This window comes from Sutcliffiella tianshenii (genome assembly GCF_016908565.1).
In the GTDB taxonomy this organism is placed as follows: domain Bacteria; phylum Bacillota; class Bacilli; order Bacillales; family Bacillaceae_I; genus Sutcliffiella_A; species Sutcliffiella_A tianshenii.
Window position 1 is genome coordinate 380,459 of the sequence record NZ_JAFBED010000002.1, and the last position, 15,125, is coordinate 395,583.

Below are 15,125 nucleotides of genomic sequence, written 5' to 3' on the forward strand. Positions count from 1 at the left end.
TTGTTGTATTTTTATACATTATAACGTAAAAAAAATCATCTTTCCAGTAATAATTTCAAAATTGCCTTTTGGGCATGCAGTCGGTTTTCCGCTTCATCGAAAACGACAGAATGCGGACCGTCGATAATGGAAGCTGTCACTTCTTCGCCCCTGTGTGCAGGCAAGCAATGAAGGAAAATATAATCTTTGTCTGCAAGTTTGCAAAGCTCTTCATTTACCTGATAAGGTGAGAAAGCTTTTAAGCGATCAGCTTTTTCATCTTCCTGTCCCATGCTGGTCCATACATCCGTTACCACAACATCCGCACCCAGTATCATCGCTTTTGGATCGGACGAACACTCAACTTTCGAACCCGTCAGTTTTGCCTCTCCCTTCACCGATTCCAGGATGGAGTTATCCGGTTCGTAACCTGCAGGACATGCAATGGAAATATCCATCCCCACTTTAACTGCGCCTTCCAAAAGCGAATGGCACATATTATTGTTTCCGTCACCCAAATAGCACATCTTCAGGCCTTTCAATCTGCCTTTATGCTCCAGTATGGTCAATAGATCTGCCATTACCTGTGCCGGATGATGGGTATCTGTCAAACCGTTGATGACAGGAACTGTCGAGTGCTCTGCAAACTCTTCAATGGAATCATGAGCAAATGTTCGTATCATAAGTCCGTCAACATAGCGGGAAAGCACTTTGGCTGTATCCTGGATTGTTTCCCCTCTGCCTATTTGGATATCTTTAGAGCTTAGGAATATTGCGTTTCCCCCAAGCTGTAGCATTCCAACCTCAAAGGATACACGGGTTCTTGTGGAGGATTTATCAAAAATCATCCCTAATACTTTACCCTGCAAGTATGGATGAGCCTTACCCGATTTTTGCATACTTTTAATTTCTATTGCTTCTTCCAACATGATCATTATTTCATTGGATGTAAATGACCCAAGTGTTAAAAAGTCTTTTTTAGATAGTTTTTTCGTGTTTTGTTTCGCATCCAATTTTAGTACACTTTGCATAAATATTCAACCACCTTTTTATTATTACTTAGATAATTTTTCATGGGTTCACAATTAGACATTACCTTTGCACTTAACCCAGCAGCCATAAGTGCTGTATCAAGACTGGTGAAGATCGGGATACTATATCTCGTAAATAACGCCCGAAGATGCATACCGTTTCGGTTTTTATCCCTTCCTTTAGTTGGAATGATGATCCCTGCAGCACACGTTCCGGATTGGATGAATTCTGTCATGCTTTCAGTTGAGATTTCCTCTACTTCATCTATTCCTTCTGAAATTAGATATTGATAAGTTCCTTGGGTCGCAGCAATCTTAAAATTCATTTTCACTAATTTTTTGATAAGTGGAAGTGCTGCCTGTTTTTCCCGATCAGATAAGGAGCAGAAGATCTTGTTTGCCTTCTCAACTGGTTCGAACGGATTTTCCTTTCCTTGGAAGAATGCCTTCGAGAGAGCTTCTTCGACAGTTTTGCCCAATCCGATTACCTCTCCTGTCGATTTCATCTCCGGTCCTAGTACATGATCGACTCCCTTTAATTTTGTCATGGAAAAGACAGGTGCCTTGACCGTGAAAAATTCCGGCTCCTCTTTTAAACCTTTTTCTGTAAGTTTCTCTCCAAACATGACGTTTACCGCCAACTCAACCATCGGTACCCCTGTCACTTTACTTACGATCGGTACGGTACGTGAAGCGCGGGGATTAACTTCCAAAACATATACTTTGTTATCCTTTATTACGAATTGGATATTGGCAATTCCGACGATCTTGGCGTTTCTACAAATTGCTTTTGTATATTTCAATAATGTTTCTTTTATAGTAGCCGAAAGTGTGATAGGAGGAAATATTGCTACACTGTCCCCGGAATGCACTCCGGCTTTTTCGATATGCTCAAATATAGCAGGAACGTATATATCCTTTCCGTCCGATACTACATCCAGCTCACATTCCTTCCCCGGGACAAATTCATCCACAAGCAATGGCCAGCTTCTCCCTTCACCGGTCATATCCAGCTCAAGGTATTCAAGTATTTCTTCCTCGCTATATAGGGTAAACATCGATTGACCACCTATCACGTAGGAAGGGCGGACAAGGACAGGGTATCCTAAAGAAGCAGCAGCCTCCTTCAATTCTTTGGCATTATGAACAATCAAACCTTTTAAATGTGGGATATCAGATTGTTGGAGTAATTGATAAAAGAGGTCCCGGTCCTCCAATTGGTCTATAGTCTGAATGGAGCTTCCTCCGATGTTTACACCTTCTCTTTCAAGTTCCTCTGCAATATTGATGCTGGTCTGGCCACCGAATTGAACAAACGCAATGTCTATCTGCTCTTTCTTTATGATGGGAAGAATGTCTTCAGCAGTGATCGGTTCAAAATACAGCTTATCGGCAATGGAAAAGTCTGTACTGACTGTTTCAGGATTATTATTTACGACAATCGTCTCATATCCGAGCTTCTTCAGGGCCATGACAGCATGGACAGATGCGTAATCAAACTCGATTCCCTGCCCGATCCTGATGGGTCCGGAACCAATTACAAGCGCCTTCTTCTTTTGGCTCACCTCCACTTCATCCCTGCCGCAATAAGTGGAGTAGTAATAAGGGGTTACAGCTTCAAACTCTCCTGCACAAGTATCCACCAATTTATAGGATGGGAAAATCCCCTTAAACTCGCAATACTTTTTCCACTCATTCTCCGTACAGCCTAGCAGCGAGCATATCTTGGCATTACTGATGTTCTGATATTTAGCTAACATCAACGTTTCATAGGGAAGTGAGTCTAAAGAGTGCAAGGCCAATTGGCTTTCTATTTCTGCCATTGCCGAAAGCTTGGTCAGGAACCAATTATCAATGGATGTCAGCTGATGGATCTCATCTATGCTTAGTCCTTCTTGCAATGCCTTAACAATGGCAAATAAACGCATGTGAGTGGGAACTGTCAGCAGCTCTCTCAGTTCATTTGCATCTTTCCCGATAAGACCGGGGTGTGAAATGCCTTTAACTTTTATCTCCAGAGATCGGATCCCCTTATTTAATGCGCCTTCAAACGTTCGATCTATCGCCAATACCTCGCCGGTCGCTTTCATTTGTGTGCTAAGTGTATGATCTGCTTCGGTAAATTTATCAAATGGGAATCTTGGGAGCTTTACCACAATATAATCCAGTGCAGGTTCAAAGGATGCAAATGTATTATTTGTAATCGGGTTGACGATTTCATCCAAGTGGTAGCCTATTGCACATTTCGCAGCAATTCTTGCAATCGGATAACCGGTTGCTTTTGATGCCAGAGCTGAAGAACGGCTTACGCGCGGATTGACTTCAATAATGTAATAGTCATCTGATTGCGGGTCCATCGCAAACTGTATATTGCACCCACCTACTATCTCTAACTCCCGTATGATTTTAAGGGAAGCATTTCGGAGAATCTGATACTGTGTGTCCGTTAACGTCTGGGAAGGAGCCACTACAATGGAGTCCCCTGTGTGCACTCCGACCGGATCGAAATTTTCCATATTGCAGACAATGATGCAGGTGTCGTTTACATCACGCATCACTTCATATTCCACTTCTTTCCATCCCTTGATGCTCTTTTCAACCAGTACCTGATGAATCGGGCTCAGCTTCAATGCATTTGTAAGGATCGTCTGCAATTCTTCTAAATTATTGGCAAATCCGCCCCCTTCTCCACCGAGAGTATACGCTGGGCGTATTATGATCGGGTAGCCCGCTGACTCGACAAATTCCAGTCCTTCTTCGTAGGAATGGACAATACTTGAATCCGGTATAGGTTCATTAAGGTCCAGCATCAACTGGCGAAACTTCTCTCGATCTTCTCCTTGCTTGATTGAATGAACAGAGGTACCGAGGATCCTCACTCCATATTTTTCGAAGACACCCTCATCATGAAGACGGACAACAAGATTAAGTGCTGTCTGACCCCCAAGAGTTCCAATCACTCCATCGGGTTTCTCTTTTTTGATTATCTCTTCAACTGTTTCAGTAGTAAGCGGCTCCATGTAAACCCTATCCGCAATATGCGAATCGGTCATGATGGTGGCAGGATTATTATTAATCAGGATGACTTCAATGCCTTCTTCCTTCAGGGCAAGGCATGCCTGTGTGCCGGCATAATCAAATTCTGCAGCCTGCCCGATGACAATAGGACCGGATCCGATCACTAACACTTTTTTAACTTCTTTAATTAATGGCATAAGACATTACCTCAGTTCTTTCATTGATGCTTTTTAGAAACGCTGAAAACAGATATGTGGTGTCATGTGGTCCAGGGTTCGCTTCCGGGTGGAACTGTACGGCCACTAATGGCAGGTTTCTATGTCGAATCCCTTCCACTGTCCCATCATTGATATTCTTGAATAGCACTTCAAATTTTGACAGATCCAGGCTCTCTTCTTTCACTACATAGCTGTGGTTCTGTGAAGTGATAAATACCTTTCCTGTAGAGGTTTCCTTAACAGGGTGATTTCCTCCCCGATGCCCGAATAGCAATTTCTGCGTTCTTGCACCAAATGCCAGGGCTATCAGCTGGTGTCCAAGGCATATCCCAAGTGATGGATAATGCGTGCTTATCATTTTGATTTCAGCTAAATGATCCTTCAGTTCTTCAGGATTCCCAGGCCCGTTGCTGAATACGACTCCATCGGGCGAGAGAGCCTTTACCTGATTGAAGGTAGTATCGTAAGGAAGTAGTGTTACCTTGCAGCCTTCTTTCAGTAATGCGTGAAGTATAGATTTTTTATGACCATAATCAATCAAGGCGATATGTGCTCCCGGGTTTTCATAAGTCTTTGGTTGTGAAGTGGATACTTCTTTCACTAAAAAGTCGGAATGTGCTATTGTAGGAAATTGCTTGATATCACTCGTTATCAAACCCTTTACAGTACCGCGCTTCCGAATGGTTTTCACGAGCTCGCGTGTATCCACCCCTGTAAGACCGCTAACTTCACTTCCCTTCAGGAGGATATCGGCAGAACCTTGAGATGAATAATGATTTGGCGCATTACAAATCTCCCCTGTAATGATCCCTTTTGCATAAAGTGTTTCCGCTTCAAAGTCATTGGCATTCACACCATAATTGCCGATTATAGGATAACAAAATACGATTATCTGACCTGCATAGGAAGGATCGGACATGATTTCCTGATACCCTGTCATGCTTGTGTTAAAGACTACTTCTCCGATAGACTCCTCCTGACTGCCTATCAGGGTACCGGGGAAAATCTCGCCTGTTTCTAGAAGTAAGTATCCCTTTTTCATTTTCATGCCTCCAAATAACGTTCTAATGCACGTGTGAATTTCACTTCGAAAATATCAATCTCTTCTTTAGAAATATTGAGTGGAGGTAGTAGTCTGATTACATTTGGACCAGCAGATACAACCAGAAGCTTTTCCTGAAGTATGTAATCAATCAAGTTGACTGCCTCCCCATCAATTTCGATCCCAATCAGAAGCCCTTTTCCTCTTATGCTTTTGATGAAGGGAAATTTGGCTTTTAAATTTTCAAGTAGAGCTCCTATTTTCTCACCAGCCTTAATGGCATTTTCTAGAACAGATGAGCTCGTCAATTCCGTTAAAGTTGCCAACCCTGCAGCAGATGCCAGCGGATTGCCGCCAAAGGTGCTGCCATGACTTCCAGGCTGGAAAGCAGAGCCTACGTTCCCTTTTGCCAGCATGGCTCCAATCGGAAAACCAGATCCCAAACCTTTGGCAAGGGTGAGGATGTCAGGTTCGAAGCCGTAGTGCTCATAGGCAAATAATTTACCTGTTCTGCCCATTCCTGTCTGTACTTCGTCTACAATTATCAGTATGTCTTCCTCACTACATACTTTCACGAGTTCATCTATCCAATCCTGTTTTGCCGGAATCACTCCTCCCTCTCCCTGAATCAGTTCAAGCATCACAGCGCTTGGTGAAGCATCTTTCATCATTTCCAAGGCGCCAAAGTCATTGTAAGGAAAATGGATAAACCCATCGAGCAATGGTTCAAAGCCTGCTCGTATCTTTTCCTGGCCTGTTGCAGATACAGTTGCCATCGTCCTGCCATGGAACGACTGTTTAAATGCAGCTATCAGTGGACGCTTACCATTTTTTGTTGAATGGGCTCGCACCAATTTTATGGCAGCTTCATTCGCCTCAGCACCGCTGTTGCAAAAGAATGCCTGATCAAGACAGCTATGTGAAATTAGTTTTTTGGCGAGCTCTTCCTGATTCTCTATATGAAATAGATTGGAAGTATGCCAGAGTTTAGTAAGCTGCAATTGTACGGCATTCTTGACATTTTCAGGAACATGACCAAGATTGCATGTTGCTATCCCGGATGTAAAATCAAGAAACTCGGTACCATTCTCATCCCATAAATAACAGCCTTTTCCTTCAACGAAGTTAATTGGGAATCGTTTATATGTATCCATGACTGGAGAAAGAGCTTTGATGGAATCAGCCAATGTTCTTCATTGCCTCCTTTAGGTAAAAAGTGGTGCCTACGTCTTTGCCCTGAATAAAGTCCGAAAGAATTCGCTCGCTAGATCCGTTAAGAATGACAACCTCTTTGACACCTTCATTCAATGTTTGAAAAGCAGATTGGACTTTTGGGATCATTCCACCTGTAATGGTCTCATTTTCTATGAGCCGATCTGCTTCCAAATCTGATATAGCCGGAATGACCTTGTCATTGGCAAAAACACCATCTACATCTGTAACGATACAGAGTGATGCGTGAAGCGCCTTCGCAATCGCTGCAGCTGCACAATCTGCATTGATGTTATAGCTTTGCCCCAGCCCATCGACTGCGACGGGTGATACAACGGGGATCATTTCAATGGCTGCCAACTGTTGCAATATCCCTTGATTAACCGAGACTATTTCACCAACAAGTCCAAAGTCCACTTCACTTTCCAAAAGCTTTGCCTCAAGGAGCATTCCGTCTACACCACTAAGCCCAAAAGCATTCCCTCCAGCTTTTATGATGTTTCGCACGAGTTCTTTGTTCGTGCTCCCTGACAGAATCATTTCTACCACTTGTAGGACAGGCTCGGTTGTTTTCCGTATGCCATTGATGAATGGACTTTGAATCTTCATCAACTCTAAATGGGAGGAGATATTCGGTCCTCCTCCATGGACAAGTACAGGCTGTACCCCATGTTGCACTTTCATCTTTACAAGATCCTTATAAAAAGAAGGTGGAATCTTATCCATGACACTTCCGCCGATTTTAATTACCAGATATTCCATTCCAGCACTCCCTTTATGTTCTATATGAAGCATTGATTCGGACATAATCATAAGAAAGGTCACAGCCCCAAGCAGTAGCTTTTTCATTGCCTGCCCCGATATGAACAAAAATTTTTATCTCTTCATTTGAAAGATAGCTTTTAGCTTCCTCTTCAGAAAATCCGTATGAGAAACCGTTTTCCACCACTTTGATTGGCCCGATGCTGACTCTGATCGAATTTGGATCGATATGGATGCCGCTGTACCCGATGGCAGACACGATTCTTCCCCAGTTGGCATCTTCCCCGAAAATTGCTGTCTTTACAAGACTGGAGCCAACAATGGTTTTGGAGATGTTTTGTGCATCCTGTTCAGTAAGAGATCCCTCTACAGTCACTTCAATCAATTTAGTCGCACCCTCTCCATCCCTGGCAATCTGTTTGGCCAAAGATAAAGCAACTTCCTGCAGCCCTTCAACAAAGAGAGGGTACTCCGGATCGTCCTCCTGAAGAAGTTCGTTATGCGCCAAACCGCTTGCCATTGTGATGACCATATCATTGGTGCTGGTGTCCCCATCCACGGTGATCATGTTAAAGGTCTGATCTGTTACGCTTTTAAGGGCCTTTTCCAAGGCACCCTGCTCAATATGGACATCTGTTGTAATGAATCCAAGCATGGTTGCCATGTTTGGATGGATCATTCCTGAGCCTTTTGCGGCACCGGCAATGGTGATGGTTTTATCTTTTAACTTGACCTGCAGACACTCATTCTTTGTGAAAGTATCCGTTGTAAGGATTGCCTCTTCAAATTCCGGGGCTTTGTTGCCTTCCTCTAAGCCGGTTATCTTTTCTATACCATTCAGTATTTTATTGATTGGCAATTGTTCACCGATGACCCCGGTGGAGACGACAGCCACATCCTCTTCCTCTAACCCGGTTTGCTTTGCAAATGCGCTTCTCATCATATATGCATGTTGAAGGCCTTCATCACCTGTACAGGAATTTGCATTTCCTGAATTGACGATGATGCCCTGCAGCTTACCATTTGAACCTATGCTTTCCTTAGTCACCTTAAGAGGAGCAGCTTGAAATAGATTTGTCGTATAGACTGCTGTCGAAATGGCCGGTACGGAACAATAGATCCAGCCCAAATCCTTCCGCTTACGTTTGATTCCGCAATGCAAGCCTCCAGCAGAGAATCCGATAGGGGAACTAACGCTTCCACCTTCCACTTTTATCCATGATTTCACTTCTTTTACCGTCAAGTTTGTATTCATCATATCCGTCCTTTCACTTCTCTATGGATAAACAGGGCTGAACGTTAAACCGGTCTCTTCCGCCCAGCCATTCAGTAGGTTCATATTTTGTACAGCCTGCCCAGCCGCACCTTTCACGACATTATCAATCACTGAAACGATGATAAGTTTGTTCGTCCTCTCTTCCACCTTAAGTCCAATATCACAGTAATTGGAACCAAGTACTTCTTTGGTGGCCGGCCATACATCAAGCGGTCGAATCCGAACGAAAAAATTGTTTTGATAATATTCCTCATATTGTGTTAACAATTCTCCTGTTGTGGTATCTATTTTTAAATCAGCATAAATCGTACATAATATGCCCCTTGTCATCGGAACAAGATGTGTAGAAAACGTGATAGGATGATCTGTGCCGGAAAGATGGGAGATGATTTGCTCGATTTCTGGTATATGCTGATGAGAACCAAGCTTATATGCTTTCATATTTTCATTTATTTCCCCATAATGTGTTCCCAAAGAAGCTTTTCTTCCTGCTCCGGAAACCCCTGATTTCCCATCGATTACAATATTTTCACCGGATATCAATCCATTGTTAAGTGCAGGTGCAAGGCCAAGGAGTGTTGCAGTCGGGTAGCAGCCGGGATTGGCAATCAGTGTCGAGCCTATTATCTCTTCACGGAAAATTTCTGGTAATCCATATGTAGCATTTTGTAGGTTTTCGTCAGACGCTTTTGCATTTTTATACCACTTTTCGTATATCGTCCCATCCTTCAGCCGAAAGTCTCCCGACAGATCAATACATGTGATGCCTTTTTCAAGGAAAGCCGGAATCAAATCTTTTGAAACCCCTGATGGAGTTGCGAAAAACATCAATTCTATTTTTGAAGCTGCCTCATTTATATCCAGTTCTCCGATTCTATCCTCGATAATCCCTTGTAGATGGGGGTATTGTTCACTGATCAGCTTGCCGCTTGAAGAATGGGAAGCAAGATATTTCAGTTGAACAAACGGGTGTTGATGCAGCAATCGTATCAGCTCCACACCGCTGTAGCCATTAGCCCCGATTATTCCAACATTCATTTTCAACACCGCTTCCTCTCGCTAATAATATGAATCATTATAACTTCGTATGCATAAAAATACAATAATAATTTTTAGAAAAGCCGTCTCTTTTTATAGAGACGACTTCGGTTATTCTTCTGAAAGCTTATTGATCGTTTTAGCAAGGAGTTCTATCCGTTCGATCAGTGAAGGTATTTCAAGATATTCCGCTTCACTATGGGCATTTCCGCCGACCGGTCCCATCCCATCGATTGTTGCCACTCCCATCGCTGCGGTAAAGGAAGCATCAGAGCCACCTCCTGTTGCGGTATCTTTCACTTTTAACCCCATTTCCACTCCAACATCTTCAATCATATGCAACAAGGAAGTGGTTTGGGCGTTTTTCTCCATGGGCAGACGGTTCATCTTTCCTTCCAAATGGATTTCTGTCCCTTTTACATCTGTTGATGCGCAAATGGATTCTATTTTTTCTTCCATTGGTTTTGCTTGCTCCCTTTCCGAAATACGAATATCCACTTCTGCCATGGCGGTATCAGATACGGTATTCACAGAAGATCCGCCTTCTATCAATCCTACATTTACACTGATTCCCTTTTCATGATCGGTCAGATCGTGCAAACGGATAATTTTATATGCCAGTTCTTCGATAGCGCTTCTTCCTTTTTCCGGTTCGATCCCGGAATGGGCAGCCCTGCCCTTTACACTGATGGTATAATGCCCTTTTCCCCTTCTTGAAGTAACCACGGAACCATCTTTCCTGGCCGGCTCCATAACCAAGGCATATTTCTTTCCTTCCGCTTTATTCTCTATCAGACCTTTTGAGGTCGGCGATCCGATTTCCTCATCGCTGTTCAGGACGATGAGAACATCCTGGTATGCTTTCGAATGAAACTTTATCAGGGCTTTCATTGCATATAAGACCGCTACTTGACTTGCTTTCATGTCGATGACACCAGGACCATACGCACGGTTATCTTTTATGTGAAAAGGACGTTTCTCTGCAGTACCCTCAGGAAATACGGTGTCCATGTGGGCTATGATGAGCGTTTTGGGGTTTTTTGCCAGTGGGTGTTGGATGATTAAGTGGTTACCATATTCCTCTTGCTTCACTTCCTGTACAGCAAAACCCATGTCCCTATACTCCTTCATGAGTATTGCCCCGATCTCATCCACTCCCTCCTTGATATAGGAACCGCTATCGATATTTACCATTCTTTCTAGCAGTTCTAGCATTTCATTTTGTTTTTCCATTAAATACTGACGCATTTCTACTCTCTCCTGACATGATTAACACAATTTGATAGTTTTTCACCTTTTCTCCATTATAACTTTAAAATAAGCATAATATCCTATATTTCATTTATTCTATTATTTTCATAAGTTTAAACATAGTAAATTCAGGAAGTAATAAAGATGGCTTGCATCCCTCTTATGTATATGATATATTAATTTGGCGATGAGCTGAATTGTGTAAGTCGATATTCACGCTACTTGTAGCAATGCATGAATGTGGTCATGCAGAATATCGCCTCAATACGCAAAGAAGACACCTTCAACGGTGTCTTCTTTTTTTGTCTATTATCTTTTTTTAGTATAAGATTGTACCATCATCCATACATAAAGGAGTCGTTACATATGCGATTTGGAATTATTGGGACCAACTGGATTACAGAGAGCTTTATCGCTGCTGCAAGTGAAGTCGAGGGTTTCACTTTGACTGCCGTTTATTCCCGTACAAAAGAACGAGCTCAGGAATTTGCCGCCAAACATGGTGCAGAAAACATTTATACAGATTTAAATGATTTTGCATCCAGTGATAAAATCGATGCAGTCTACATTGCCAGCCCCAATTCTTTACATAACGAGCAGGCCATTCTATGCATGAAAAACAAGAAGCATGTACTTTGCGAAAAACCGATTGCTTCCAATACAAGAGAGCTTCAAGAAATGATTAGAGTCGCCAAAGAACAAAAAGTACTTCTTATGGAAGCACTAAAGACAACCTATCTGCCCAACTTCATTACAATTAAGGAGAATCTCCATAAGATCGGTAAGATCAGAAGATATTCTGCCAGCTACTGTCAATATTCATCCCGTTATGATAAGTATAAAGAAGGTATCATCCTTAATGCCTTCAAGCCTGAGTTTTCGAATGGATCCTTAATGGATATCGGCATCTATACCATTTATCCGATGGTCGTTCTTTTTGGTGCACCCTTATCGATCAAGGCAAATGCCGTGATGCTTGATTCCGGCGTAGATGGACAAGGCAGTGTCCTATTTGAGTATCCGGGAATGGAAGCTGTCATTACCCATTCCAAGATTGTCAATTCGTACGTACCTGCTGAAATCCAGGGAGAAGCCGGCACGATGGTGATAGATAAAATCCATACACCTGAAATGGTCCAGATTTTCTATAAAGATGGCACGTCAGAAGATATCAGTGTCCCTCAGAAATCAAATTCCATGTATTACGAAGCTCAAGAATTCATGAATCTTGTGAATAATGGCACGCTGGAACCAACCATAAACAGCTTTACCAATTCAATGTCCACGCATGGAATATTGGAAGAAGCAAGGAAACAGATAGACTTGGTATATCCGGCTGATTGACCTTCTTTTAAGGCTCTCTACTAGGGAGCCTTATTTTTATTCTCAAACTTATCTCCCCTATACTCCCTATTATACTATCGCCCTTTCTATTTAAAATTGTAAAAATGGTCCTTTGATAGAAGATGTTTGTCCAAGTCTTTTTCTACTCTCTCACATAGTATGTGGTGAGGCATTAAAAGGAGGTTGATTTATGGCTAAGCGTGTTGATATTCAAAATGAAATTTCCAAGCTCACTCTAAACAGCACAAATCTTCTAGTAGATAATATTCTCAAAAAGCATAATGTCAAACTGGAAAAAAACAATCTGATGAGCGAGCAAAAATCTCAGCGAAAAAACTGGTTCAGGATTTACAGGTTCTATTCAATAGCTACCTGCATTCGGAGTTCGCAATGATATTCTATAACGCCAGCTTTTAGCCAAAGTTAAAACGCCACCTGCAAGGGCCACCTATCTTCACCTTCCTTCGTACACATGGAAACTGCCGCCTACAGTCTCCTATAAATTAATTTCTAATAAACCACACCTTTTAATAGCCTTAAAGAAGGCCCGTAGTGGGGGTCTTCTTTATTTGACTGTTAGAAAAACTTATTTGTATACAATCCTCCTTTCAAATAAGATAATGGATATCGGGTTAATACATAATTCGGAGGAGATGCAAGTGAAGGGGTTTGGACGTTTTATTTATAATCATAGAAAATGGATGATCGTGTTGTGGTGCATATTTATCATTTTTTTCGGATTTTTCGCCTCGAAACTGCCTACCGTATTAAGCGGCAATGGATTTGAATATGATGGAAGCTATATGAGAACACAGGCGATTCTAGAAGAGGAGTTCAATCAGAATCAATCCTCCATCCTTTTTATTTTTGAAAAGGAAAACAAAATCAGCCAGGCAGAGTTTGAAAATTATATAGAGGATACTTTGGTTCGAATAGATTTAGACGCCAACTCGGGCACAATATTAAGTCCATTGGGTCAAAAAGAAATGATGAAAGAAAATATAGCTTATGCCGTTCTGTCCTATGAAGATAAACCTGAAAATATTGGGAAAGAAATCCGCAGCCTCTCATCAAGTCTAGAGGAAAAACCAGGATTTAATGTGGAGATGACGGGTGGTCCGGTTATTGAAGAAGATCTGAATGTAGCTAGTCAAAAGGATCTGGCAAAAGCGGAAATGATAGCCCTTCCTATCGCACTGATCATTCTCCTCCTTGCTTTTGGCAGCCTGGTTGCAGCCGGTATTCCCCTGTTAATCGGGATAGTTTCCATTGTTTCTACCATGGGAATCATGTATTTTTTCAGCTATCAAATGAATCTGACCATTTTCATCCTGAACATAGTTCCGATGATCGGTTTGGCATTGAGTATTGATTTTGCCTTGTTGTTTATCGACAGATTCAGGGAGGAAGTCAGGAAAGCTTCCATAAAAGAAGCAATTGAAATTACTCTCGCGACAGCAGGACGTTCCATTGTTTTTTCCGGATTATGCGTGTTCATCGGACTTCTTGGATTGATGTTCATCGAAATTGACATTTTCCGAAATGTCGCATTGGGAGGCATGACTGTGGTTTTCGTCTCAGTTTTATCTGCACTTACGTTCCTTCCAGCGGTGCTCTCTCTGATAGGCAAAAATATTAACAAGTATTCCATCCTGAAAGTTGCAAGTGTCCGTTCCCCATTATGGAGAAGGTTCGCTACATTTGTCATGAACCGTCCTGTAATCATGGTACTCGTGACGCTTGTACTATTGATAACTGCACTGTTACCTGTAAAGGATATGAACTTGGTTGTTCCTGGGGCTGATGCACTCCCGACTTCATATGATTCTAGAGTGGCCTATGATAAGTACAAGATGAATTTTGTCGAAAAGAATAAAAGTGAAGACGTAAAAGCTGTTGTGATTCTTGAATCCAACGGAGAGATACTTGATGAAGATAATCTGATCAAAGCTGAAAGCATGCTCTCCTCCATCACAGAATCGGATGACGTAGTATCTGTGGAGTCCCCATTTACCTTGTCGGGGATAGACAATGCCGAAGACTTTTACCTCACTCTGCAGCAGCCTGAAGGCAAATCTTCATTGGCACCCATCATTGATAATTTTACATCTTCAGAGATGATGCTCTCTTATGTTTATTTTGAGGATGAAAAATCCGCACAGCAGTGGGTCAAGGAATGGGAGAAAAAAGATACTGATTTGACCCTTCATCTAGGGGGGGTACCTAAATTCGAACAGGAAATCTTCGACGAGATTGTTGAAAAGGCACCATATGGATTTGCCTTTATCGTTATCACGACATTCTTTATATTGCTTGTGGCTTTCCGTTCCTTACTTATCCCTCTAAAGGCGATTATGATGAACATCCTGAGTCTTGCTGCAACTTTTGGAATTGTCGTCTGGATCTTCCAAGGTGGTCATTTCGGGATGGAGCCAGTTTCCCTGGCACTGATCCTGCCCATTTTCGTCTTTTCGATAGTCTTTTCTTTAAGTATGGATTATGAAGTGTTCCTTATTTCAAGAATTCATGAAAACTACTTGAAAAGCGGAGATAATGATAGCGCCACTTTGGAAGGATTGACAGCAACAAGTAAAATCATCACATCTGCTGCGGCAATTATGATCGTTGTCACAGGCGCATTTGCTTTTACAGGTGTCATGCCTGTCAAACAATTGGGTGTCGGAATCGCTCTTGCCATTTTCATTGATGCAACCATCGTCCGAATGATACTTGTGCCCGCCTTCATGAAAATGCTTGGAGATTGGAATTGGTGGTTCTTCCATACTAAGAAGCCCAAAAAAGCGACAGCTAAATAGTGTACGAAAAAGAGTAAGGATCTCAAAATGGATTCTTGCTCTTTTTTACTAGTCAAATGCCTAGATTTCAGTAGACAATCCGCATCCTCACTGAAGTTCCATATGATATAGTACCCCCCTTCTGTTTTTAATCACATA

At 42.1% G+C, this 15,125-nt stretch carries 11 protein-coding genes; 3 read left to right on the forward strand and 8 right to left on the reverse strand.

Translation table 11 applies throughout. The features are described from left to right. Positions 1–35 precede the first annotated feature (35 nt). The 8 genes from argF to JOC95_RS05450 all read right to left on the reverse strand — a co-directional run bounded on the left by argF (position 36) and on the right by JOC95_RS05450 (position 10,824). Positions 36–1,010: an ornithine carbamoyltransferase gene (argF, locus tag JOC95_RS05415; RefSeq protein ID WP_204414212.1), complete on the reverse strand. Its 975-nt coding sequence runs from the start codon at positions 1,008–1,010 to the stop codon at positions 36–38. Further along, positions 995–4,225, reverse strand: coding sequence for a carbamoyl-phosphate synthase (glutamine-hydrolyzing) large subunit (carB, locus tag JOC95_RS05420; protein ID WP_204414213.1), 3,231 nt, complete (start codon positions 4,223–4,225; stop codon positions 995–997). The genes argF and carB overlap by 16 nt, the downstream gene beginning before the upstream one ends. Further along, positions 4,212–5,288, reverse strand: coding sequence for a carbamoyl phosphate synthase small subunit (locus tag JOC95_RS05425; RefSeq protein ID WP_204414214.1), 1,077 nt, complete (start codon positions 5,286–5,288; stop codon positions 4,212–4,214). Before JOC95_RS05425 ends, carB begins: the two co-directional genes overlap by 14 nt. 2 nt (positions 5,289–5,290) lie before the next feature. Beyond that, the gene (locus tag JOC95_RS05430; protein ID WP_204414694.1) at positions 5,291–6,442 is read right to left on the reverse strand and encodes an acetylornithine transaminase; all 1,152 of its coding nucleotides are present in this window, start codon (positions 6,440–6,442) and stop codon (positions 5,291–5,293) included. Between the two features lie 25 nt (positions 6,443–6,467). Continuing rightward, positions 6,468–7,262: an acetylglutamate kinase gene (argB, locus tag JOC95_RS05435; protein WP_204414215.1), complete on the reverse strand. Its 795-nt coding sequence runs from the start codon at positions 7,260–7,262 to the stop codon at positions 6,468–6,470. Positions 7,263–7,275: 13 nt separating this feature from the next. Next, positions 7,276–8,517: a bifunctional glutamate N-acetyltransferase/amino-acid acetyltransferase ArgJ gene (gene argJ / locus JOC95_RS05440; RefSeq protein WP_204414697.1), complete on the reverse strand. Its 1,242-nt coding sequence runs from the start codon at positions 8,515–8,517 to the stop codon at positions 7,276–7,278. A 21-nt stretch (positions 8,518–8,538) separates the two neighbouring features. Further along, positions 8,539–9,576, reverse strand: a complete 1,038-nt coding sequence (gene argC, locus JOC95_RS05445) for an N-acetyl-gamma-glutamyl-phosphate reductase (RefSeq protein WP_204414698.1) — start codon at positions 9,574–9,576, stop codon at positions 8,539–8,541. 111 nt (positions 9,577–9,687) lie between these two features. Next, the gene (locus tag JOC95_RS05450; protein ID WP_204414216.1) at positions 9,688–10,824 is read right to left on the reverse strand and encodes a M20 family metallopeptidase; all 1,137 of its coding nucleotides are present in this window, start codon (positions 10,822–10,824) and stop codon (positions 9,688–9,690) included. Between the two features lie 369 nt (positions 10,825–11,193). On the opposite strand from JOC95_RS05450, the gene JOC95_RS05455 reads away from it, so the two are divergent. The 3 genes from JOC95_RS05455 (at position 11,194) to JOC95_RS05465 (ending at position 14,987) form a co-directional block, all read left to right on the forward strand. Beyond that, positions 11,194–12,171: a Gfo/Idh/MocA family protein gene (locus JOC95_RS05455; protein ID WP_204414217.1), complete on the forward strand. Its 978-nt coding sequence runs from the start codon at positions 11,194–11,196 to the stop codon at positions 12,169–12,171. Positions 12,172–12,361: 190 nt separating this feature from the next. Continuing rightward, positions 12,362–12,565: a hypothetical protein gene (locus JOC95_RS05460; protein ID WP_204414219.1), complete on the forward strand. Its 204-nt coding sequence runs from the start codon at positions 12,362–12,364 to the stop codon at positions 12,563–12,565. A 265-nt stretch (positions 12,566–12,830) separates the two neighbouring features. Beyond that, positions 12,831–14,987 carry an MMPL family transporter gene (locus JOC95_RS05465; protein ID WP_338083058.1) on the forward strand — a complete coding sequence of 719 codons (2,157 nt, stop codon included), beginning with the start codon at positions 12,831–12,833 and terminating at the stop codon, positions 14,985–14,987. The last annotated feature ends 138 nt before the right edge of the window (positions 14,988–15,125 follow it).